Origin of the sequence: Colwellia sp. KU-HH00111 (assembly GCF_040362745.1) — a bacterium.
In the GTDB taxonomy this organism is placed as follows: Bacteria; Pseudomonadota; Gammaproteobacteria; order Enterobacterales; family Alteromonadaceae; genus Colwellia.
Window position 1 is genome coordinate 1 of record NZ_BAABWO010000008.1, and the last position, 24020, is coordinate 24020.

The window sequence follows — 24020 nt, forward strand, 5'->3', positions numbered from 1 at the left end:
ATAGTGGCTTCATTATGTTTATAGGTTTCTGAAAAATCGGCCACACCTAATTTGTCCTGTATATCAACAAAGCTTGAACCTAGTTGAATGCCTGCTATTTTTTTACGGTTTTCATAGCTTCTATCACCACTATCTCCCATCAGTGAATGATCAACGTCACCATCATTCACTGCGATAACACACCCAGATAACGTCGATATTAAAGGTAATGCAACAACGAGTGCCAATAATGTTTTTTTCATCTTTTACTCCAAATATATAATGATTAATAATTCATTTCATTGTGGTTTCTTTTCATTGTAATAAAAGCAAAAAACAAACCAAGATTAAAAGTTTTGTAACACATTGATTTATTTGCTTAATTTATATCTTCCTAATATACCAGCTGACAGAGTTAGTTACATTAGCTAAAATGTAGTTAATATTACAAAACAAGTAACCAAAATGACAATAACTGACGAAATATTAATCATAGCCAATAAAATCGCCAATAATGGCAATAAACCCACGGTCGCTTTAATCAAAACCAAATTGAAGAGTAAGGTAGCATTACCTGTACTTATATCGACATTAAAAACCTGGCAGCATGAGCCAGATTTTGTTTCTTTACCTGAAGAGCACCAACAAACAACCCCAGAATATCAAGCCAATACAACAACAGAGACCAGTAGTAATGTTATACATGAAGAATTGGCAGATCTAAAAAAAGAAGTAATAGCATTAAAAAAATTGATAGCTCAGCTTATTAGTCAGCAAAGCTAATTTAGGCTGAATGAACGCTTGGGGAAAGTTCACTTAAAAAGTCAGTTAACGAATCAGCTAATTTTTTATGTGGCTCGCAGCCAACACGCTCAACCCAAACTGAGCCATAATCGTTATCAATTGAAATAATCATATCTTCTTCATCAGTTACCGCAAAAAATACCGTTATCTTTTGCTTAAGTCGCTGTTTCATCAAAATATGACCGATGACGTTCTCTTGTAAGCGATCAAAATCATCTTTATTCCAAGCAAATAATAACGACAATGCGCCTTCTTCGCAGCTCATATCTAAGCTTTCACTGTATAGGCTAGTAAAATAACTTTTGATATCTAAGTGCAAAGTTATCCCCAATGCAGATTCGACATTATTGAAAGTTAACTGATCTGTATCGGTAATATCAACCGGCCGCCAAAACACCTGCCCGTTGGCTAGTACATTATCGCCTTCTTCATTATCAACCTCACATGGCGATGGCCATTCATCATCATGATCAATTATTGGCAAATGCGCATGAACTTGTTGATATTGACTCAGGTATTGCTGAGATAATTGCTGCAAAATTTGCGCTAAAGTTGTTTTAGTTTCATTTGATGATGTCATCTAATTCAGAGATCCTTTAAAATACAAATATAATGATTAGCACGGTAAACAATAGAAATAATTTATGGAAACTTATCAAAATGCAAAGTCGCTAAGCAATTTAACGCTTGGCAAAACTACCGAATATTGCAGTGAATATAACCCAAAATTGCTACAAGCGGTACCAAGAAGCTTAAATAGGGATGATTTATCGTTAACCAACAATAAATTACCTTTTGTTGGTGAAGATGTTTGGTATGGATATGAGTTGTCTTGGTTAAATAATCAAGGTAAGCCTGTGGTCGCTGTGGCCGAATTTAGGTTTGCCTGTACTAGCCCTAACTTGGTTGAATCAAAATCATTCAAACTTTATTTAAATAGCTTTAATCAAAGTAAATTTGCTAGTTTTGATGAGGTGCAACAGCGTCTTAGTCATGATTTGTCGGCAACTGCAGGTGCTCAAGCGCAAGTAAGTCTCTACCCTGTTGACCACTGCCCTGCTCTAGCCATAAATAGCATGGCACCTGACACTCAGTGTATTGATCATGAAGATATCCGCGTTGACAACTACCAATATCAAGCACAAATACTAGGCAATGCCCAAAAAACCGGGACGGATAAAGTAGTCGAACAAAAACTAGTGAGTCATTTGTTGAAGTCCAACTGCTTAATCACCAATCAACCTGACTGGGCAAGTGTTTATATCAGCTATAAAGGCGTAGCGATAAATCACAAGGTCTTATTACAGTATTTAATTTCATTTCGTCAACACAATGAATTTCACGAACAATGCGTTGAGCGAATATTTTGTGATCTACAAAAATATTGCCAGCTAGACGAGTTAACAGTGTTTGCTCGTTATACTCGTCGTGGCGGTTTAGATATTAATCCTTTTAGAAGCACACATCTCGACACTGCTCCACAAGCAAGAACTCTAAGGCAATAACTTATAAACAGCGATGACTTTTAGTTATCGCTGGTTGGAAACTCAATACCTGTCCAATAGTTAAAAAACGCTTTTTGTTCATCACTCGCGTGTTTAACCGTCACAACTTTCAGCTTATTGCTAGGTATTTCACCTAAAATAACCTTGCGTGTGATTAGCTCATCGCGACGGAAAAAGGTCACACTAACGCTATCAGTTGGGTTAAAGTTTTTTAATCTAGTAGTCATATCTTTATCAGAGATACGTAAACCATCAACAGCCACAATAATATCATCAAGGGTTAAACCTGCTTTCCATGCTGGACTGTTTTTTTCAACTCGGGTTACTTGTAAGCCATGCGTGACTTTTTTGGTGGTAATGCCAGTCCACGCTTTCACTTTCTGTTGTTCTTTTTCGTCCTTTTCACCATAAGACATAGTTAATCCGGCTTTTGCTAACAACTCATTAAAGTCTACTGAGGCATAACCATGCACATTTTGTTGCCACCATTGCTGATAATCTTCATTGGTTATATCACTTAAAATTGATAATAGATCACGTTCATCAAAGCTGTTAGGTATTTTATAATCCTGATAAAGGGTATTATGAACATCGCGATAACTTTTCTTTAATGCGGTTTTTTCCATAAGAGAAAAATCTAACAACCAAGAGATCAAAAACCCTTCAGAATAAATATTAACACTATGATTTTTATCATAGTCTCCACCTTCTTCTAACCATTTATCAAAGCTTGCTTGCGCAACAGTTTGGCTCGCCCGTCCTGGTTTATGAAGATAGCCTGTGATGCGTTTTGCTAAGTTTTCTAAAAACTCTTTACTTGACATTAAACCGCCGCGTAACAGCAACTGATTTTGTAAGTAACTAGTGGAGCCTTCACTTAACCATAGCAAGGTGGAATAGTTTTCCTTTTGATAGTCATAAGGTACTAAACCACTAGGGCGATATTGCTTAACATTCCAAGTATGAACGAACTCGTGAGCTGCCGTTGAAATAAAACCTAGGTAATCTTTTCTATCTGAAAACTTGAACCGTGACCGTTGAATAATGGTTGAGTTTAAATGTTCTGTCGCACCTCGCGCGCCACTGGTGGCGTGCACCATAAATACATAACGCTCAAAAGGATACCCTTGCCAAACATGCTTACTTTGCTGAACTAAAACGTTTAAATCTGCCACCATTTTATCGCTATCATAATTACCCTTTCCCCAGATAACTAGCTCGTAATCACGACCATCAACCTTAAACTTATGATGTTCATTGAGACCCGTTTCAATGGGAGAATCAACTAATACATCATAGTTTTTCGCAATAAATTGATGCGTTGCATCTGTGTTTTTGTACTTAGAAACTGCAACACTATCAAGACCTGAAACACTGTTCCAAGTCGCTGGTACATGCAAATTAATAAGGTGCCGCTCAGCTCTTGCAGCCTCGCTGTACATTACCACGGTTGAAGCATCAATAAACGCATGACTATCATCAATATGCCGAGTTCTTTGCCCTAACTGGTTTGCATAAACCTGATAGCTTATGGTGATTTTTTTATTTAAGGTTTGTTGTACTTGCCATGTATCTTTATCTAGCTTGCGCCATGGTAACTGATTACCTTGACTGTCTGCTGCAGTAAAGTTGCGAATTCCATTAGCCAAATTTAGTATTTCATATCGCCCAGTACGCCATACAGGTAGATGATAATCAACTTCTGAGCTGGTAGATGTATCAAACTCAATCGCGACTTGAGCATAATGATGTTGTGGTTGATCAATCGCAATATCAACAACCACTGTAGCATGAGCGCTAATAGCAGAAAAAGTTAAACAATAAATGACTACACTAACCCAGGATCGAAATAACAAAAATATTTTGCTCATAGTTAACTAAGTTTCCATAAAAAATAAAGAATATTGCTATAGTTTATCGAGTTCTCTTCTTTTAAGTAATCAAAAAAACAGCAGCGAAGAGAATTAATTTAGTTTTTTGAGCGCTGTGACTAACATTTAGAGTGATAATGGTGTAAATTATGGGGTGAGAAATCAAGGAATACATTATTTTTTTTAAAAGCTATTTATTAAGGATTACATGGACATATGAGTACTAAAACTGTTGCTGATAAACAGTCTCAAGCATTACAGCAGAAACTAAAAACAGCAATAGCCTCTCGCTCTGCTCTTGAAGAAGACTTTAAAGCCCAATCCAGCTTGCTAATTGAGTTTATCAATAAACTTTCTCAAGTATCAAAAGGGATAAACTTAAAGTTAGATAATCGTTTAGCCCAGTTACGCACACTTTTTAAAAAATCAGCACCAATCACCGACATTGAATTGAAAATTGCTGACATATCAAAATTATTGCAAACACACTCTGTGACTAATGAACAAAATATTGCCCAGCTTCATCAGCAGTTTAATCAATCAGGTAAAAATTTACAAAAAATTAATGGCTTACCCGATGACCTTAGGAGAAAACTCCGAGCTTTATTAGCTGACACCAAGTCATCAAAAGAGAGTTTATCTCAATATGCACCGCTATTAAGTCAATTATTGTCCTTGTATGATATCGCCTTAAAGGCCAAGGCACAAAGCACAGAGCAAGCTCCTCTGTTATCGATGACCCAGTCAAAGCAAAGCCTCGGAGCAAGTAACTCCACCAACGACAAAGTCAACAGTGAACTTATCAAGCAAGTATCAAAACGCTTAAGTAAAATACATTTATCTCCTCAGCATACCCAAGCTATCCTTGCAATCAATAAAAAGCTATTGAAAGACGTATCTAATGATGATGTGTTGCTACATCTAATCGAAGTGTTTGATGTCATTGTTGATGATTTAAAAACGGAAAGAGACAGCGCTAAAATCTTTTTAACTAAGTTAAGCGAGACGTTAAGCACCGTTCAAATTGCAGTAAAAAAAACCATTTCAACGTGTGAAAAAAACCAAGAAACTAACGCTAAAATAAATATAAAACTGCAAACCCAGATGTCTGATATGACAGATACGGTAAAAAAAGCAATGTCGTTAGATATGGTCAAAATTGATATCAACAGCAAATTATCAAGTATTGCCCAAACACTTGAAGAAAAAACAAACTTTGAACAACAACAACAGCAACTTTTAGCAAGTCAGCTAAACGAAATGGCGAGCAAAGTAGCCAAACTTGAAAAACAAAGCCAACAGTTTGCCAAAGAGCTAGCTGAGCAGCACCGTAAAAATAGATTTGATGCTCTCACTAAATTACACAACCGCGCAGCCTTTGATGAATATTTCACCTTATCAATGGTGCATTTTCAAAATGAACCATTTGATTTAGCGATAGTGGTTATGGACATTGATAATTTTAAAAATATCAATGATACTTATGGTCATACTGCTGGTGATAAAACCTTACAAGTCATTGCAAAAACAATCCAAAAGAAGGTCAGTAAAAATGGATTTGTGGCACGTTATGGCGGTGAAGAATTTGTAATTATCTACAAGCACACAAAAAAAGCGGCGTTAGTGAACGAGCTGAACTTACTCAATAAACATATTGCTCAATTGCCCTTTAAGTTTAAAAATACCAAGGTGAGTATCACATTATCTATGGGGGTAACTCATATTACCCAAGAGGATAATATACATACAGCTTTTGAGCGTGCCGATGAAGCTATGTATAAAGCCAAATCTCAGGGAAAGAACCAAGTCATTTATTCTTAATTATTTGCCCATATACTGCATTGTTTTGAACACATTCAAGGGTGTCAAAGCAGCAAAAAGGAGTCCACAATGGATACTCAGCTTAACCCTGTCGGCAATATGAATATTTTGTCGCAGGCTGAAATAGATCAACTACAAAGATCATCTACTTGCGAGTTATATAATCTTTATCGTAACTGTTCTCTTGCGGTGCTTAACGCCGGCAGCCATACCGATGACGCTGAAGTTATCTATCAACAATATAAAGAATTTACTATTGAGGTACAAAGTAATGAGCGCGGCGTTAAAATCGTACTCAACAATGCACCTGAACATGCCTTTGTCGATGGAAAAATCATTCGAGGTATTCGTGAACATTTATCTGCAGTTCTACGTGATATTTTGTTTATTAATAGTCGCAATTTTAACCTGTTATCTAGTGCTCAGTCTTTAACAGATGCTACCTTTGGCATCTTGCGCAATGCCAATGCAATTTTACCTGAAACCGAGCCGCGTTTAATCACCTGTTGGGGTGGCCACTCCATTAAGCAAAATGAATATAAGTACACTAAAGATGTTGGCTATCAATTAGGTTTACGTGCCTTCAACATTTGCACTGGTTGTGGTCCTGGCGCAATGAAAGGGCCAATGAAAGGGGCAACTATCGGTCATGCTAAGCAGCGCAATAAAGAAGGAAGGTACCTTGGATTAACTGAGCCAAGTATAATTGCCGCTGAGCCACCTAACGCTATTGTTAATGAGCTCATTATCATGCCTGACATAGAAAAACGTTTAGAAGCCTTTGTTCGCGTTTCTCATGGCATTATCATTTTTCCTGGGGGTGCAGGTACCGCAGAAGAATTACTTTATATTTTAGGTATTTTACTAAACGAAAAAAATAGCGACCAAGTTTTACCTATTATTTTAACTGGGCCGAGTACTGCCTGTGATTATTTTAAAGAAATTGATGCATTTATTGGCGCAACCCTCGGTGCTAAAGCACAACGTTTGTATAAAATTATTATTGATGATGCAGAGCAAGTAGCACAAGAGATGTCAAAATCGTTAGTAGAGGTGCTTGACCACCGTAAAGCAACCGGCGATGCTTTTCACTTTAACTGGTCTTTAGTTATCGAGCATGACTTTCAGCAACCCTTTGAGCCTAGTCATGAAAACATGTCGGCACTCAAGATCAGTCATGCGTTATCTACAGCTGAGCTTGCCGCAAACCTGCGAAGAGTTTTCTCAGGAATAGTAGCAGGTAATGTCAAATCTGGCGGTATTAAAGCCATTAGAAACTTAGGCCCGTTTCAGATTTCAGGTGACAAAAAAATAATGGCTTTAATGGACAAATTACTGGCTTCATTCGTTAGTCAACAACGGATGAAATTACCTGGCAGTGAGTACGTTCCTTGTTATCAGGTCATAGAGGAATAAATGTGTCCGCTCATTTAGTATTAATTGACGCTTTAAATTTGATTCGACGTATTTATGCAGTACAAGAACGCCCTTTTGTTCACAGCAAACATCAACTAGAAGGTGAACTTGCCGATAAAACACAGCAACAGGTGCTATTTAATACTAAAAAAGCGTGCACTAAAGCACTGGATAATATTTTACAGCATCAACAAGCCACCCATGCCCTTGTAGTATTTGATAGCGAACAACCTTGTTGGCGCTATCAACTATATGCCGACTATAAAAAAGGTCGTAAGAAAATGCCCGCACATTTGGCTGATGAGCTCCCCCCTATTCAAGACGCTTTTTTACACCTTGGCGTTGATTCGTTGATTCCTGCAGAAGACGAGGCTGACGATCTTATTGCAACACTCGCTACAAAAATGGCTCTTCGAGGGCAGGACGTGACTATTGTATCAACTGATAAAGGCTTCTTATCTTTATTAGGCCCTCATATTCAAGTCTATGACTACTTTAATCGCCGATATCTTGATGATAAATACGTTAAAGACAAATTTGATGTTAGGCCTGCTCAACTTATTGATCTTTGGACGCTAACAGGTGACAACACCAATAAAATACCCGGTGTTGAAGGAATTGGTCAAATCACTGCTGCAAACTTACTGAATGAATATGGCTCACTGAGTGCTATATTAAAAAGTGATAGCATAAAACCTACGATTAAAGATAAATTGAATAACAGTGAAGCGCAATTAACCTTAACTAGAAAGTTGCTGACCTTAAAACAAGATATTCCGCTTGGCTTTAACTTAAAAGATATTCGCGTTAAGCAAACTAATGTGTACTAAAGCAAGTAGTTAACACTTTAAAATACATGCATAACTGGTTATCATTCTATTAACAACTTGCCTCCCCATAACTATTTTAATAAAACTCGGAATAACAATGAATAAAAAAGTAATCACGCACATTCTACTCGCATTAGCCGCCTACGGTATTTTTGTACTCTTAGTGATTTCATTTTACGATGATAGCCCAGAAAAAATGCAATGGGAAGACAGAGAAGCTTATAATCGACAGTTTATCGCCAAGTTACAACTTGAGCAATTTACCTTTGAACAAGCCATTGAAGCGCTAGGCAGCCCCGACATAACCGAAGCAAGAAAATTCAGCGAAAATAATTTTCAGGTAATGTTTTATCGCACTCAACACGTTAAGTCAGACGGTATCACTACACAAGATGAATGTACCTTTTTGTTATTTGTTAATGGGGTATTAAAAGAGATAGGCCTAGGTGATAACTACCCTGCAAACTGGGGCATAGTTCAACATCACCAATAAGCAACAACAGCATACAGAGCACATGGGTTATTATTTTACTATAGACTAAAGTAACCTTGATGCAAACCAAGTAAACATCTACCATTGTTTGCTAAGCTACGCCTTTAAGCGTTCGAGAATAAAGTCCACAAAGAAAACTTACAAGCTCGCTTACCAAATATTTACATGGTATAAAGCGCACCTTTATATTATGAAACGTATGATGAAACAAAAAAATATTAAACCAAAAGGCTATTAAACGAAAAATAGCATAAATAATATTTTTGAGTTATTTATATATTTTTAGTTAATTATTATCTTCTATCACAAGGCAAAGAATATGACCAAGCAAACTATCACAGTAATTCCAGGCGACGGAATAGGCCCGAGTATTATTGAAGCAACCATCAAAGTTTTAGATAAAGCCGGTTGTAATTTTAATTATGAATTTGCTGATGCCGGTTTAACCGCGTTAGAAAATCATGGTGAATTGGTACCACAAGAAACGTTAAACCTTATTGAAAAAAATAAAATCACCTTAAAAGGTCCTTTAACAACGCCAGTAGGTGAAGGTTTCACCTCTATTAATGTTACATTACGTAAGCAATTTAAGTTATACGCTAACTTACGCCCAGTATTATCTTTTAAAGGGACAAAAGCGCGTTATGAAAACATTGATATCTTAACCGTTCGTGAAAATACTCAAGGTATGTACTCTGGTGCGGGGCAAACCGTTTCTGAAGATGGTTTACATGCTGAAGCGACAAGTATTATTACCCGTGAAGGTGCTGAAAAAATCTTAGTTTTTGCCTATGAAACAGCGCGTAAAGAAGGTCGTAAAAAAGTAACAGCTGTTCACAAAGCTAATATTTTGAAATCAACCTCTGGTTTATTCTTAAAAGTAGCCCGTGAAGTCGCGGCTCGTTACCCTGAAATTGAATCAACTGAGATGATTGTTGATAACTGCTGTATGCAGTTAGTGATGAACCCTGAGCAATTTGATGTCATAGTTACCACAAACCTGTTCGGCGATATCTTATCTGATCTTTGTGCCGGTTTAGTTGGTGGTTTAGGCATGGCACCAGGTGCCAATATTGGTGAAGACTGCGCTATTTTTGAAGCGGTTCATGGCAGTGCACCTGATATTGCAGGCAAAAACTTAGCTAATCCAACATCGGTAATTTTAGCCGCGTTACAAATGCTTGAATATTTAGAAATGAGTGATAAAGCAGAAAAAATTAGAAATGCATTAATTGATGTTATTGCCACAGGCGATCGTACTACGCGTGATCTAGGTGGTAGCCATGGTACAACTGACTTCACTGACGCTTTGTTAGATAGACTGTAAAAAACAAAACAAAACAGAACAGAACAAAAAGGCGATAAGGTTTCAACACCATATCGCCTTTTTTTAACTCAATAATCTGCGCAAAAAATTCATACCATATATGGTATTAGATTAATCTTGCGTGAACCGTGACTTCTTCACGATCATAATACAAGTGTTTCGCATACAGCTCATATTTTACATTATGCTCGCTAAAGGCATCTTTAATACTTTGTAAATCCTCTGTCACTTGCTGATATCGCCCTTTCATCGGCAATTTCAAGTTGAACATCGCTTCTTTACAGTACCCATTTAACAGCCATTCACTCATAAGTTTAGCTACTCGCTGGGGTTTTTCGATCATATCACAAACAAGCCAATAGACATTTTGCTTCATCGGCAAGTATTTAAAACCATCCATCATTTTATGCTTCACTTGACCTGTTTCCATTAAAGATTCAGCCATTGGACCATTATCTATCGCCGTCACCATCATACCGCGACGCACTAATTGATAAGTCCAACCGCCAGGAGCAGAGCCTAAATCAACGGCATTCATTCCCGAGGTTAAACGAGTATCCCATTGATCACGTGGTATAAAATATAAAAATGCTTCATCTAGCTTTAACGTTGACCGACTCGGCGCTTGACTAGGAAATTTAAGACGAGGTATGCCCATAACATGAGGCGAGCTGTTGTGGGCAAAAGAAAAACCTAACACAACCTCTTGTCCTGATAAGAAAAGCGCATGCAGAACCGCACTACCTTCTTCGGCCGTAAAGTTGACATTTTTTCCGGTCAATACTTTTGCTTTTCGTAAGCCCTGACGCAATGGTACAGCCAGTTTTCGGCAGAACTTACTTAATGCTTTACCATCGTTGGTATCTGCGGTTTCCATGCGTAAATCATCATACTGCCAATCTTCTCCCAACGCCTCAACAATCGCTTCAACACGGTTATAGTCTGGCAGCGCTATTATTTCAGTCAAAGTAACAAACCATTGACGAGTAAATATTAGACGTTTCAGTGGTAACTTTTTAATTAATGCCTCACCATGGGCAGGATCGTGTAAATGAAAAAAAACCAACCCTTGGTTTTTTTTCAGCTCTAAATAGCCATACATTTCATTCCATGCTGCTTTTTCTTGAATTTCAGCGCCGCATTCTTTTTCGAAGCCCGGTCGACAATATAATACGATAGATGTCATAAGTTGTTTTTACCTTCAATCGACAGTAATAACCAAGCTACTGCCAACGATATTCCGCCAAATGGTGTAAGTTTACCAATCAAGGCAACACCATAAAAAATTTTAATATAAATACTACCGCTAAAACACACAATACCCACCATAAAGGCAATACCAGCTGCTAATAATATTCTAGAGGGTGAACCAGTTGCAAAACTAGCAATAGCCCAAACCAGGGTAGCCATTAAAGCCAGTGTGTGAAATAACTGGTATTGTAAGGCCGTTTCTAATGTTGCCAACACTTCGGTAGCCAATGTTTGCCCAGCATGGGCAAGCCAAGCGCCGAATAGTACAGAAAAGCAACCACTAACGCCAACAAAAATCATTAAAGATTTCACTAACGGATGTTTAACTGGCGCTATCGGTGTCATTGTTACTCGTCTCCTGAATGAAGTTAACAACAGCCTGCACAGCACTTTCTCTGTGTTGTTGATAAGTGTAGCCTGATTTAACACGGGGCTTTAAACTGTGATCACCATCAGCTAAAAACACAGTATGGCACAAGTGAGAAATATCATACTCAGTAATTTCTTGTTGTGATCCTAAGGCATCACGTTCGCCCTGTACAATAATCAAGGGGGCCTGTGTTGTTTGCAAAGGCAATAAACGAAGGTTTTCAGGCTTTTTCGCAGGATGAAAAGGATAGCCTAGACAAAAAACGCCCTGAATACTCTTTACTATTTCATCATCACCCGCAAGGGTTGCTGCAACCCGAGAGCCCATAGATTTTCCACCAATAAATAGTGGGATGTTACTGTGATACTTATCTGACAATAAAAAATCATGGATGATTTGAGTATAACACTCAAGCAATTTAGGCATTCTATCCGGTGGATAACGCTTGCCTAATGCAATACGTTTGTCCATATAAGGAAAATTAAACCTTAGCACATTAATATTAGCTTGATTAAACAGCAGCGTTATTTGCTCCATAAACTCATGTGCTTTATCAGCACCTGCGCCATGAGCAAAAATAACCTGTGCGATAGGGTTTTCTATAGTATTTTCAATGGTCGATATCATAAATAATATTATTCAATACTGTTGTTATTTTTGGATTTAATTAGCACAAAATGTAAAAGGCAATTAAGTAATTTGACCATCTTCGACATGTTCTTGCTCTGCGGCAACCATATCAAGTAACCAAGCTCTAAACGCTTCAATTTTACCAATATCTTTTTGACTCTCTCTGCACACTACAAAATATGAGTTTTTACTGACTAATACATCATTAAACGGGCAAACTAAGCGACCAGAATCTATATCAGGTTTAGCCAACACGCTATAAGCTAACGCGACCCCTTGCCCGTATAATGCCGCCTGAACAACCATAGCTGAGTGACTAAAAATTGGACCATGATTAACATTAGCCCCTTTAACCCCTACTTGGTTAAACCAACGTTTCCAGTCTTTACGAGACGTGTCATGTAATAGTGTATGATGTTGTAAGTCATCATAACTAAGCAGTGGTGGTTTACCGCTGGCCGCATTCTCTTGCATTAGTAAGGGAGAACACACTGGAATTAAATACTCGGTATGTAACTTATCTGCATGAACGTTAGCCCAACGCCCTCTGCCATAATAAATAGCAACATCAACATCTTCTGTTAATGAGTTTTCGGCTTGATCCACCGCTTTAATCCTGACATCAATATCAGGATGTAATGCATTAAACGCACTTAATCTGGGTACAAGCCATTGAATAGCAAAGCTGGCTTGTGAGCTAACAGTAATCGCCCCTTTTGCACCACGGGCTAATAGCTTTTCGGTAGCATCTTGAATCGAATTAAAAATTTCTTTGATATCGAGATAATACGACTGCCCTTCTTCTGTTAAAAGTAGTGAGCGATTCTTTCGCATAAACAATTTTATGCCTAAATACTCTTCCAAAGCTTTTATTTGATGACTTACCGCCGCCTGAGTGACAAATAATTCATCAGCAGCACGGGTAAAGCTAAGTTGTCTTGCTGAAGCATCAAATGCTCGCAACGCGTTTAATGGCGGTAGTCTGCTAGCCAAAGTACACCTAATCCTTTTTCACATTACAGTAAATATAATGCATAAACAGTTAAAAACATAGCATAACAATTTTTCATTAGTTTTTCTAATGAATAAGATTACTATTTATCATTTTTATTTTTCAAGGCTCTTAAGTATTATAGCCACCGTAGATGAAGGACATCATCTCAACGTTCTAGAAACAATAGATAAAAGCTGTGTTCTCCCAACCCACAGCTTATATCTTCCTAAAAAGAACAAGTGCGAGATAAAGTCCTAATAAATCTATCGAACAACGCAGTATTTATTATTAGGTCTAATTTAGGAATAACCATTATGAAAAACACTTATGCTTACAAACTCGCCATTGTTGCAACCTCTTTAGTTATGGCATATTTTGCCTCGGGCCTTGCATCAATTGCGCAAGCAAATGAATTATTAAAAGCAGAGCCAATCGAGCAAGCTAGTTTAATCAATCAAGCACAAGCAGATTTAATGTCATCATTTGCCTCTATCAACTTAAGCGCTAACTCTGTACAACAAAGTGCGAAAGAATTGATTGCAATGACAAAAATATCTAGCGATAAAAAAAGCATCACTATCAATAATAAAGCTTCGCTCATAAGTGACTAAAGCTTACAAGTTTATAAAAACAAGGGGCGCAATACCATCAGTATTGCGCCCCTTGTTGCTATCTGTAGCTAAGTAAAACCTTAGCTACTCCTTGCTGACTAGTCAGTGATCAACGGCTTGAACCCTTTAACTAAATCATCAATAGCTTTCATTTGCGCTAAGTAAGGCTCAAGTTTATCTAGTGGTAAAGCACATGGGCCATCACACATCGCTTTAGCTGGCTCAGGGTGCGCCTCAATAAACAAGCCAGCAATACCTATAGCCATACCACTACGCGTTAACTGAGCTGCTTGAGCACGTCTGCCATCGGCACTATCACTGCGACCACCGGGTTTTTGTAATGCATGGGTTGCATCAAACATAACCGGTGCATAATGACGCATTTCATCAATTGCTAACATATCAACCACAAGGTTGTTGTAACCATAGCAACTGCCGCGCTCACAAAGGATAATATTCTCATTACCTGCCTCAGCAAACTTATTGATTATATGTTTCATTTCATGAGCCGCTAAAAACTGTGGTTTTTTAACATTGATCACTGCTCCTGTTTTTGCCATGGCAACCACCAAATCTGTTTGTCGGGCGAGAAAGGCCGGTAACTGAATAACATCAACCACTTCGCTAACCGGCTGCGCTTGGTACGGCTCATGAACATCAGTAATGATTGGCACATTAAACGTAGATTTAATTTCTTCAAAGATCTTTAAACCTTCATCTAAACCTGGTCCTCGGTATGAATGAACAGAGGAGCGGTTAGCCTTATCAAATGACGCTTTAAACACATAAGGTATGTTCAATTTTTGTGTTACTTGAACGTAATGCTCTGCGATTTTCATCGCTAAGTCACGTGATTCAAGCACATTCATGCCGCCGAATAAGACAAATGGCTGATCATTGGCCACATTAATATCATTTACACTAACTGACTTTATTGTCATAACCTTTCCTATTATTCTTTAAAAAAAACCACAATAACAAGCATATTGCCTTTTATAAACTAACTGCCAATAATTCTAAGCAACTGGCCGCAAATCCAAGCCATATAAGTACCAAGCGCATAGCCTAAAACTGCTAACAACACGCCAACAGGCGCCAACGACGGGTGAAACGCTGATGCTATCACTGGTGCAGACGCAGCTCCACCAATATTGGCTTTACTACCAACGGCTAAATAAAAAATTGGCGCTTTAATCATTTTGCCCACAATGAACAGTAAGATCACATGTACTGCCATCCATATCAGGCCAATTACCACATATTTAGGTGCTTCTACTATTTGGGTTATGTCCATATGCAAGCCGATAGTTGCTACTAACACATACAAAAAGCTGCTACCTACTTTTGAAGCACCAACTGCTTCTAACTGCCTCACTTTAGTAAAAGAAAGTATCAAGCCAATAGTGGTAACTAAAACAATTATCCAGAATAGTTTACTGTGCAGGCTAAACTTTTCTAAATTAGGATAATTTTCTTTAAAAAATGGCACTAAAAAGTCGGCTGCTAAATGTGCAAATCCTGCGGCACCAAAACCAATAGCAAGAATAAACATAAAGTCTTTTAATTCTGGGCGTCTAGCATGCTCTCGTTCAAACGCTTCAACCTTATTAATCAACCTATCAATACCCGAAGTATCAGCCCCACTTTTAGCATCAATTCGCTTATGATTCGCAGCAAAATAAAGCAAAAATGCCATCCATAAGTTAGCGACAACAATATCGACCGTCACCATAATGGTAAATATTTTACCATCAGCGCCATAAATCTCTTTCATTGCCAGCATATTAGCGCCACCGCCAATCCAGCTTCCTGCTAAAGCTGCCATACCACGCCATACAGCGTCAGGGCCGCTAACACCAATAAGCTCAGGCCACATGGCAGAAATAACTAGCAACGCAATAGGGCCACCAATAACCACACCTACTGTGCCGGTAAGAAACATAATAATAGCTTTATTGCCTAAGGCACCAATGGCTTTCAAGTCAATACTCAGTGTCAGCAAAACCAAGCACGCAGGTAATAAAAAGTATTTGGCAACTTCATCCACCTGGCTCACTTTCGCACTGACAATACCGAAGGTATTTAACAATGATGGTAATAGGTAACATATTAATAATGCAGGCACATATTGATAGAACTTTTTCCACACAGGGTGTTGGCTATTAGAGCTATAAAATACGAAACCTAAAATAAGTGACAACAAACCTAAAACGGTCGCATCATTTGTAATTAAGGGGGTAGCTAATGGATCAGACATCTATTTTCCTAGTTATCGCTTAGTAAAGAAATTAATGAAAGGTAGGCTCACTAAGCGTGATATTATCAAGTTGAATTTTCAATAATTGTGCGGCAGGATCTTTAGGACATTGCTCAACAAAGTATCGGTAATCATCAACCGCCACTTTAAAGCAATCTAACTGGTGAAGCAAAAATCCTCGGTCTCTTCTTTGTAATGGATCGTCAGGATTTAATGACAATAAAATGTCAACACACACTAACGCTTGGTCAAATGCTTGTTCTCGAATTAATACCTGCTTCAATCCACTTAAATACTCAACTAAAATGGCTTGACGGTTCATGCTGATGAGTTGCTGTTGGCTAGGATCACCATCAAGTTCATCAAAGCGAAGATCCAGTTCATGCCAATCAAGCGACTCACCGGTGATCGCGTCAAATACTATCGCATAATGTTCATCGCAACATAGTCGTACCATCACTTTATTAGGCACAAAAACTAAATCGGTGTTAAAACCACAGGCGTTAACAATTTCACACACCATCGCCGCTTTTACTATTGGTGACATTAAACGCAAATTTAAGCTCATCGCAACTTTAAACGCGTTAATCGGCCAGTGAGCTTTATGCTGGTCAATAAACAGATGTTGATAAAACAATTCATTCAACAATATTTCTGCCTGCTCTAACGGTGATTCAATTTCAGCGATAACAGCTTGGCATTGTTCAATAATGATTTCTAAACTTGCCAAGGACGGCTCAATATCAGTTGACTGACCATCAGCCTTATAAGCATGAAAAATATGCTCCTCAAGCAATATTAATGCCTGTAGTAAGTCTTTTTCCTCAGATTGAAGTTCAGATATTAACAAGGTATTCATAAGGGTTTTATTGTCTTCTAATCGTTAAATAGTGATCGTTATAAGAAAAACATCGGTTCACGCGTCATCGCCAAGCGCACAATTAACATCACCCAACCAATGGCCCCCAAATAGCCAAATATTTGCATAGCCTTAGTTCTGGCAAGCTTAAGGGTGTAATAACCAGTAAAAATATAAGCAATTATTGCGAGTAATTTCTCTCCTAACCATAACTGTTCGAAAGGGTTCATTGAATACTGTACTGCCATCATTACACCGATACCAAGTAATAAAGTGTCAATAATATGCGGTGTTATCTTGACCCATTTAGCGTTCAATTTAGCAGAATGAGATAACAACCAGATAAAGCGTAAAGTAAATAAGGCAACACTGAGTGCCGCAAGTGTCATATGTAAGTGTTTAAACATGGTAAATTCCTATGGTTAGTATTGGTTTACTTATTGTTATTGTTACTTTTAGCAAAAATAGCCCAGGTAACACGATCATGGCCATTTAAGTCTTGCGCTGTTTGTGCTTGTTTATAGTCTAAATCCTGTAATATTTGGCGAACCTGCGCACCTTGATCAAAGCCATGCTCAAAACATAACATACCTTGATGGTGTAAAAAATGTTGCGCCCTGGCAGCAATATGTTTGATGTCAGCTAAGCCATTATCTTTAGCAATGAGGGCAGAGTCAGGTTCAAAACGAACATCGCCATGACTTAAATTGTCATCTTTTTCATCAATATAAGGCGGATTTGACACAATAACATGGTACGGTTTATTGGCCTCTAATTGAGAGAACCAATCACTTTGAAAAATATTAACTTGGTTTAACCGCAGTGTATGTGCATTCGCTTGCGCAAGCTTTACCGCATCGGCATTAAAGTCTACCGCATCAATGTCCCAATTAGGCTTTTCACTGGCTAACGCTAAGGCAATTGCACCGGTTCCTGTGCCTAAATCAAGACAACGAATGTTTTCACATTGTTGGTAATGATCAAGTACTAGCTCAACAAGGGTTTCTGTGTCTGGTCGAGGAATTAATGTGGCTTTTGATACTGCCAGTGGTAAAGACCAGAATTCCTTTATTCCGGTAATATAAGCAATTGGCTCACCTTGACTACGGCGAGCCAATAACACTAGAAAGTCATTTAATTCTTGGTCACTGAGTATTTTTTCAGGCCAAGTAAGCAGATAGCTAGGCGTTTTATCTAGCACAAAACACAATAAAATTTCAGTATCGAGTTTTGCGCTATCTGAAACACTTTGCAGCAATAACTGGCCCTGACTAATCAAATTAGCAACAGAGTTATCACCCAACAATCGCAACTTAACCTTTGGTGAATGCAACACCTTTTCTATTTGACCACCCACTAATTAATGTTGCTCTGCAAGCTCAGCTAATAAATCGGCTTGGTTTTCTTGCATGATAGGCTCCATCACCAATTGCAAGTTACCTTCCATGATTTCATTTAGGCGGTATAAGGTTAAATTAATACGATGATCACTCATACGCCCTTGAGGAAAGTTGTACGTGCGGATACGTTCTGAGCGATCACCACTGGCAACCAAGTTTCGGCGTGAAGATTCTTCTTCACTTCGACGTTTTTCATCTTCAGCTTGCTGTAAACGAGCCTGCAATACAGACATCGCTTGCGCACGGTTTTTATGTTGTGAACGTTGATCTTGACACTCAACCACTACACCCGTTGGAATATGGGTAATCCGGATAGCCGAGTCTGTTTTGTTAACATGCTGTCCACCAGCCCCTGAAGCACGGAAGGTATCCACTTTTAAGTCAGCTTTATTAATTTCGATAGCTTGAGATTCTGGGATTTCAGGCATAACGACCACAGTGCAAGCAGAAGTATGCACTCGACCTTGAGATTCAGTTTCAGGAACACGTTGCACGCGATGCCCACCTGACTCAAACTTCATTTGGCCATATACACCTTCACCATTAACTTTCATTATCAATTCTTTATAGCCGCCCTGCTCACTCTCATTGGTGTTCATCACTTCAATTTTCCAGCCTTGCTTTTCGGCATAGCGACTGTACATTCTAAAGAGATCACCAGCAAAAATGGCCGCTTCATCACCACCAGCACCAGCACGAATTTCAACGAAACAGTTGTTATCATCATTAGGATCACGTGGCAGTAATAGAATTTGTAATTCGTCAGATAAATCAGCAACCGCTTTTTTAGCGTCTTTAAATTCTTCCTGTGCCATTTCTCGCATATCAGGATCGTCATCTTTTAGCATTAACTCTGCCGTAGCAAAGTCATCTTCTGCACTTTGGTAATGTTGAAATACTGACGTAACTTCTTCTAGGCGTTTAAACTCTTGAGAAAGGGTTCTAAACTTTTCTTGATCGCTAATAGTTTCAGGGTCTGACAATAAGGCTTGAACTTCTTCAAAGCGCTCAACTAAAGCTTCAAGTTTTTGATAAACGGACGATTTCATTAAAATAATCTTTTTTTGTATAGGAGTAATTAAACTAGGAAAAACTAAACTGGCGCTATTCTAGCACAGTCATTATTTTTACACAGCAGCTAGTTTATCGTTGGCAAAGATTGATGTTGGTTGCTAGCGTCTAACACTTGTCTTCATTATCAATATTGAAAATATCACGAAGGTAAATAAGCTTATCAAGCTCGCCTCCTTGTGCAGCAGACTGCAAAGCACTGGTGGGCGCATGCATAAATTTGTTGGTGAGTTTGGTAGCAAGTTCGCCAATAACGGCTTCAGAGTTTTTACCACTTTTTAATTGTAACAAGGCTTTTTCAAGCAATTGATCACGTTCGGCTAAACACTGCTTACGAAAGTTAACCACAGTGTCTTGGGTGTTTAAACCTCTAAGCCAAGACATAAAGCTATCAGATTGACTATTAACAATACTTTCGGCAGCAACAGCGGCTTTACGGCGGTTTTCTAGGTTTTGTGCAATAATACTTTGCAAATCATCTACCGTATATAAGAACACATCATCTAGCTCACCTACTTGCTCCTCAATATCACGAGGCACGGCTAAATCAACCATAAAAATAGGTTGATGGCGACGCTTAGACAAAGCTTGTTCTACCATACCCTTACCAATAATGGGTAAAGTTGAACCAGTAGAGCTAATAACAATATCAGCTTTACTCATATGCTCAGGAATTTGCGCTAAAGTGATTACTTCTGCGCCGATTTGTTTAGCCATAACTTCAGCACGAGCAACCGTTCGGTTGGCGACCGTAATTTTGCCAACATTATTTTCGTATAAATGTTTTGCCACTAATTCAATAGTTTCACCCGCACCAACGAGTAAAACACGGGTTTTTTCTAAACTGGCAAAAATATGCTTAGCTAAGTTCACACTGGCAAAGGCAACCGACACTGCATTTGCGCCAATTTCGGTATCTGTGCGCACTTGTTTCGCTACGCCAAAAGTACGCTGAAACAATCTATCCATGATTAACGCCATAGAGCCAGCAGCCTTTGCTTGGCTATAAGCTTGTTTCATTTGTCCTAATATTTGTGGCTCACCTAATACTAATGAATCAAGTCCACAAGCAACACGCATCATATGGTTAACCGCTTGCTGGTCTTGGTGCCAATAAAGGCTAGGCATGATTGTTGATGCTGGAACATTGTGATAACTCTCTAGCCACTGTACTAAGCGTTGTTGAGTTAATTCAATATCGCCATCTTGAACAATGTAGAGTTCGGTTCTATTACAGGTAGACAATATTGCGACTTCTCGACACTCTACCGCCGATAACATTTCTTGTAACGCAACAGAGAGCTTGTCGGGGTTAAAAGAGATTTTTTCTCTAACCGCGACAGGAGCAGTTTTATGATTAATTCCAACAGCGACAATGGACAATGTAATAAACCTATATGATATTTTACCAATTAACAGGGCAAGTATAACGCAAGCTAACGCATTAGAATATGATCTGTGATAAAAATCACTAACAATATTCTTCATTATGTGTGAACAAAATATCATTCAACCCGTAATTATCTACTTTTTGCTCTATCGATAATCAATATATATCGAATGATGCATAGGTTAGTTACCCAATACCTACAACATCAGGCATTGGTTTTGGTTGAACGAGTAAACTTTTGGACCAACAATAACAGCATTTGCAAAGCAAACGAATTTCATCAGTTTCACTCACCAATCAGTTGGTTTTTAGCATTAAACTATTGATGTTATGAGGTAAGTTACGTATTGTAGATTGTTATTTATTTGTTTATGAAAGAAAGATTAACTTAGTGTTTAAACGAGGAGTTTATTTTTCTAATGAGTTATTTTATTTATCAATAATGGTGGTTAATTATCAATGGAAGTGAAAATATTTACAAAAACCCTAAAGCCTAAGCTAGGGTTCTGGCCTAGTACAGGGTCATTGACCGATTGTGGCTTAGAGGCTGAAATTAATCTTTGGCTAGCCGCTCAACCTGAAATCGAAATTAAAAACATGACTCAATCACAAAGTGGTGGTTCTTGGATGCCTGCAAAAATCGTTGTCACTGTTTGGTATCAAAAGTAATTATTTAAATTCAGCCCTCTCCCCAAAAAAATCAAATGAAATTAAATGAGGGCTATAGTGATAATTATATTTATTTCTTTAACTGTGTAAAAACAACTTAAAGCAGAATTTGACCATTGACTCGAAAGGTGGATTTAACCAAACCTTCATTCATCAACTGGATCAAGAAATTAAAAACGTGTCTTTGATAGACGTAATAATTCCAAAATGCACGCTAAGCATAAATAGTTGATATATTGTAAAAGTTTTTGATATTTAATACGAAACAGAGTATTTTAATAAAAATCATGATAGACGGAAAATATCCGTGTTTAAACACGGAATTATCCATACAAGCTGTTATATTGCCATTCAGCATTGGTTTGGCTAAAAATTATAAGGAACATAGAGACTATGGCGGCGAAAGAAGAGCATTCAGAAGAGTTTTTGATTCTCCTATCTGCTGAGAGGTTTTGGCAGTCTGGTATTATTGTTAATATGGAGTTTAATAAAACCATGAATGGGCAGTTATTCCCAGCCCAAGCGATGTTAGGGATATTAGCAATAGAATTATATTTAAAAGTTATCTCACAAATTGAAAGCGGTAACTTTAAACGAACACATGATTTAAAGCCTCTTTTTAAAAATCTAACTGAAGAAAGCCAAAAGTCAATTAAAAGCAATTATGAGCTAAAGGTCAGAGAAGATGTCGGTCTAAAGCAAACAGCTAAAGCTATTGAAAAGGCTTCTGGAGCAAAGGTCAAATTAGATTTTTTCACTCAATTAAATGAAATGCGTCACGGCTTCGTCGAATTTCGATATCAATTTGAAGGAAATGCTAAAGGAATTATGGCTATTAACCACCTAAGAAATGCATTAAAAAATAGGATTGATGAATTGGGTAATCTTAATCAAAAATTAGTACGTCATTGGGCTAACTCAGCACCTCCAAGATAGAGATACTTATACTATTAACTGGTGATTTAAGCCAAAAAGTTATCAGGCGAAGTTATCAGAAGTTATCAGGCCACCCATGATAATTTTATTTATTTTATGCACAAAATTAAATAAGCCACCCATAATTACTTTCAGCAAAAACTAACCGTTAACCGGCAATTCTTTTATTAAAAATATTGACGCAATGATGAGGTAAATGGCTTAGTGAGCTGCTTTATTCCCCTTAACAAATTAAATAAAATGAAATTAAATAAGCCACCCATAATTACTCTCAGCAAAAACTAACCGTTAACCGGCAATTCTTTTATTAAAAATATTGACGCAATGATGAGGTAAATGGCTTAGTGAGCTGCTTTATTCCCCTTAACCACGCTTTTTCTGACGTGTAGGTGAATTCTTGATGAGAGTCATCCGTCACGTCAGGGAAACGTTATCTTTTTGGTGCATTGTCTTTATTGTTGTTTGTTTTTTATCGCTAACTAGAATTAGGCACTGTTCAAACAGGCTTGAGCGTTTGCTATGCCATGGGTGCGCTTTAAACCAACATGTTCGCTAAATTCACTTAAGTGCGCTGCGGTTCCTACTGCGCCAGTGAAAATACATTCAAATTGAGTAGTGAGTTTTAACCAACTGTCATCACTAATATGTAGCCTTGTGAGTATATTGCCTGCATTAGGGTTAATAGCACCACGTTTATCACTGCGTATTACTTTTCCTGTTTCATCTACTAGGGTTAAATAGTCTTTTAAACTAAATGTAATACCCTGAGTTTTGTCTTGGTGTTCGTTACCGATAAAAGGGCGTAATTGTTTAGGTTGTTTACCGTTAATGGCAGCTTTTATACGTAATTGAATACTGGTGAAACTTGATTGCTCGGGTGTAGGTGCAATAGCTGCTCGTACAGGGTTTAAATCAACATAAGCCATACAAGATAATAAGGCGCCTTCATCAAGCAGGGCTTGAGATTTAAAACGGCCTTCCCAAAAATGCCCTGTACATTTATCTTCTTTATTGGCTTGTCTGGCAATAGGCTCATTTAAGCTACGCATAAACCAGCTGATATCAATTAATCGTTGTTTGTATATTTGGGCGGTTGCTTCAACCGTCGCTAGCTGATATTTATCAAGGGGTTGGTTGTTTTGGTATTGCCGTGTGAGGTGAGTGCCTTTAAATAAGCGATGCCAGCGCTCTAGCACATCCATGACTGACCAACGTTTTATTTGTTCACAATCCACATGCAGTACCAAATGCAGATGATTATGCATAATAGCATGGGCACAAATATTAATAGCAAAGACTTGTGAGAGTTGAAACAGGCGTTTTTCAATCCAACTACGTCGATGTTCAAAGCTGGTGCCAGTTGTGTTATCTACACCGCATAAGAAGGCTTTGCGCACGGTGCGGCTGCAAATATGATAATACGGGGTATTGAATAAACTAATTTGTTGTGAGCGGGGTTTAGGCATCATAGCGTCCATACTTGATTGAGGTAGGTTAAGTGTAGTTTATGTCGGGGAAGTTGCAAAAATTATTATG

Annotated in this window: 25 protein-coding genes; 10 read left to right on the forward strand and 15 right to left on the reverse strand. The window is 38.1% G+C overall.

The window, feature by feature from the left end:
* The coding region (locus ABXG98_RS14450) for a DUF3192 domain-containing protein (RefSeq protein WP_353539407.1) at positions 1-242 on the reverse strand (242 nt) is incomplete at its 3' end.
* A gap of 202 nt (positions 243-444) precedes the next feature.
* On the opposite strand from ABXG98_RS14450, the gene ABXG98_RS14455 reads away from it, so the two are divergent.
* Complete coding sequence (locus tag ABXG98_RS14455; RefSeq protein ID WP_353539408.1) at positions 445-762, forward strand: hypothetical protein; 318 nt, start codon at positions 445-447, stop codon at positions 760-762.
* A 1-nt stretch (position 763) separates the two neighbouring features.
* On the opposite strand, the gene syd is transcribed toward ABXG98_RS14455, so the two are convergent.
* On the reverse strand, positions 764-1363 hold the full coding sequence (syd, locus tag ABXG98_RS14460) for a SecY-interacting protein (RefSeq protein ID WP_353539409.1): 600 nt from the start codon (positions 1361-1363) through the stop codon (positions 764-766).
* A gap of 64 nt (positions 1364-1427) precedes the next feature.
* Here syd and queF point away from each other — a divergent pair, with 64 nt between their 5' ends.
* A complete protein-coding gene (gene queF / locus ABXG98_RS14465; RefSeq protein ID WP_353539410.1) occupies positions 1428-2288 on the forward strand; it encodes an NADPH-dependent 7-cyano-7-deazaguanine reductase QueF in 861 nt (286 codons plus the stop codon).
* Between the two features lie 20 nt (positions 2289-2308).
* Here the strand turns inward: queF and ABXG98_RS14470 are convergent, their stop codons facing one another.
* Complete coding sequence (locus ABXG98_RS14470; protein WP_353539411.1) at positions 2309-4159, reverse strand: M61 family metallopeptidase; 1851 nt, start codon at positions 4157-4159, stop codon at positions 2309-2311.
* A gap of 216 nt (positions 4160-4375) precedes the next feature.
* Here ABXG98_RS14470 and ABXG98_RS14475 point away from each other — a divergent pair, with 216 nt between their 5' ends.
* The 5 genes from ABXG98_RS14475 (at position 4376) to ABXG98_RS14495 (ending at position 10046) form a co-directional block, all read left to right on the forward strand.
* Entirely contained in the window at positions 4376-5980 is a 1605-nt protein-coding gene (locus ABXG98_RS14475; RefSeq protein ID WP_353539412.1) for a GGDEF domain-containing protein, read from the forward strand.
* 69 nt (positions 5981-6049) lie between these two features.
* A complete protein-coding gene (gene ppnN / locus ABXG98_RS14480) occupies positions 6050-7396 on the forward strand; it encodes a nucleotide 5'-monophosphate nucleosidase PpnN (RefSeq protein WP_353539413.1) in 1347 nt (448 codons plus the stop codon).
* Between the two features lie 2 nt (positions 7397-7398).
* The gene (gene xni / locus ABXG98_RS14485; RefSeq protein ID WP_353539414.1) at positions 7399-8226 is read left to right on the forward strand and encodes a flap endonuclease Xni; all 828 of its coding nucleotides are present in this window, start codon (positions 7399-7401) and stop codon (positions 8224-8226) included.
* A 97-nt stretch (positions 8227-8323) separates the two neighbouring features.
* Positions 8324-8719, forward strand: coding sequence for a DUF3192 domain-containing protein (locus ABXG98_RS14490; RefSeq protein WP_353539415.1), 396 nt, complete (start codon positions 8324-8326; stop codon positions 8717-8719).
* A 319-nt stretch (positions 8720-9038) separates the two neighbouring features.
* Complete coding sequence (locus ABXG98_RS14495) at positions 9039-10046, forward strand: isocitrate dehydrogenase (RefSeq protein WP_353539416.1); 1008 nt, start codon at positions 9039-9041, stop codon at positions 10044-10046.
* Positions 10047-10152: 106 nt separating this feature from the next.
* Here ABXG98_RS14495 and rlmM read toward each other — a convergent pair whose 3' ends face one another.
* The 4 genes from rlmM to ABXG98_RS14515 form a co-directional block, all read right to left on the reverse strand.
* Positions 10153-11232 carry a 23S rRNA (cytidine(2498)-2'-O)-methyltransferase RlmM gene (rlmM, locus tag ABXG98_RS14500; protein ID WP_353539417.1) on the reverse strand — a complete coding sequence of 360 codons (1080 nt, stop codon included), beginning with the start codon at positions 11230-11232 and terminating at the stop codon, positions 10153-10155.
* The gene (locus ABXG98_RS14505; RefSeq protein WP_353539418.1) at positions 11229-11642 is read right to left on the reverse strand and encodes a DUF423 domain-containing protein; all 414 of its coding nucleotides are present in this window, start codon (positions 11640-11642) and stop codon (positions 11229-11231) included. The genes rlmM and ABXG98_RS14505 overlap by 4 nt, the downstream gene beginning before the upstream one ends.
* Complete coding sequence (locus ABXG98_RS14510) at positions 11620-12294, reverse strand: alpha/beta family hydrolase (RefSeq protein ID WP_353539419.1); 675 nt, start codon at positions 12292-12294, stop codon at positions 11620-11622. Before ABXG98_RS14510 ends, ABXG98_RS14505 begins: the two co-directional genes overlap by 23 nt.
* 63 nt (positions 12295-12357) lie before the next feature.
* Positions 12358-13290 (reverse strand): transcriptional regulator GcvA, encoded by a 933-nt coding sequence (locus ABXG98_RS14515; RefSeq protein ID WP_353539420.1) that lies wholly within the window; start codon positions 13288-13290, stop codon positions 12358-12360.
* Positions 13291-13605: 315 nt separating this feature from the next.
* Here ABXG98_RS14515 and ABXG98_RS14520 point away from each other — a divergent pair, with 315 nt between their 5' ends.
* Positions 13606-13902 carry a hypothetical protein gene (locus tag ABXG98_RS14520; RefSeq protein ID WP_353539421.1) on the forward strand — a complete coding sequence of 99 codons (297 nt, stop codon included), beginning with the start codon at positions 13606-13608 and terminating at the stop codon, positions 13900-13902.
* 98 nt (positions 13903-14000) lie between these two features.
* On the opposite strand, the gene kdsA is transcribed toward ABXG98_RS14520, so the two are convergent.
* The 7 genes from kdsA to hemA form a co-directional block, all read right to left on the reverse strand.
* Positions 14001-14843: a 3-deoxy-8-phosphooctulonate synthase gene (gene kdsA / locus ABXG98_RS14525; protein WP_353539422.1), complete on the reverse strand. Its 843-nt coding sequence runs from the start codon at positions 14841-14843 to the stop codon at positions 14001-14003.
* A gap of 59 nt (positions 14844-14902) precedes the next feature.
* Positions 14903-16159 carry a DUF819 family protein gene (locus ABXG98_RS14530; protein WP_353539423.1) on the reverse strand — a complete coding sequence of 419 codons (1257 nt, stop codon included), beginning with the start codon at positions 16157-16159 and terminating at the stop codon, positions 14903-14905.
* Between the two features lie 31 nt (positions 16160-16190).
* Positions 16191-17018 carry a SirB1 family protein gene (locus ABXG98_RS14535; RefSeq protein WP_353539424.1) on the reverse strand — a complete coding sequence of 276 codons (828 nt, stop codon included), beginning with the start codon at positions 17016-17018 and terminating at the stop codon, positions 16191-16193.
* A gap of 38 nt (positions 17019-17056) precedes the next feature.
* The gene (locus ABXG98_RS14540; RefSeq protein WP_353539425.1) at positions 17057-17425 is read right to left on the reverse strand and encodes a SirB2 family protein; all 369 of its coding nucleotides are present in this window, start codon (positions 17423-17425) and stop codon (positions 17057-17059) included.
* A gap of 26 nt (positions 17426-17451) precedes the next feature.
* Positions 17452-18321 carry a peptide chain release factor N(5)-glutamine methyltransferase gene (gene prmC / locus ABXG98_RS14545; RefSeq protein ID WP_353539557.1) on the reverse strand — a complete coding sequence of 290 codons (870 nt, stop codon included), beginning with the start codon at positions 18319-18321 and terminating at the stop codon, positions 17452-17454.
* A 57-nt stretch (positions 18322-18378) separates the two neighbouring features.
* Positions 18379-19467, reverse strand: a complete 1089-nt coding sequence (prfA, locus tag ABXG98_RS14550) for a peptide chain release factor 1 (protein WP_353539426.1) — start codon at positions 19465-19467, stop codon at positions 18379-18381.
* Positions 19468-19597: 130 nt separating this feature from the next.
* Positions 19598-20872: a glutamyl-tRNA reductase gene (gene hemA, locus ABXG98_RS14555; protein ID WP_353539427.1), complete on the reverse strand. Its 1275-nt coding sequence runs from the start codon at positions 20870-20872 to the stop codon at positions 19598-19600.
* 466 nt (positions 20873-21338) lie between these two features.
* On the opposite strand from hemA, the gene ABXG98_RS14560 reads away from it, so the two are divergent.
* Together ABXG98_RS14560 and ABXG98_RS14565 are read left to right on the forward strand one after the other, a co-directional pair.
* Complete coding sequence (locus tag ABXG98_RS14560) at positions 21339-21548, forward strand: hypothetical protein (RefSeq protein WP_353539428.1); 210 nt, start codon at positions 21339-21341, stop codon at positions 21546-21548.
* Positions 21549-21941: 393 nt separating this feature from the next.
* Positions 21942-22484 (forward strand): hypothetical protein, encoded by a 543-nt coding sequence (locus ABXG98_RS14565; protein ID WP_353539429.1) that lies wholly within the window; start codon positions 21942-21944, stop codon positions 22482-22484.
* A 485-nt stretch (positions 22485-22969) separates the two neighbouring features.
* Here the strand turns inward: ABXG98_RS14565 and ABXG98_RS14570 are convergent, their stop codons facing one another.
* The gene (locus ABXG98_RS14570; protein ID WP_353539558.1) at positions 22970-23950 is read right to left on the reverse strand and encodes a transposase; all 981 of its coding nucleotides are present in this window, start codon (positions 23948-23950) and stop codon (positions 22970-22972) included.
* Between the last annotated feature and the right edge of the window lie 70 nt (positions 23951-24020).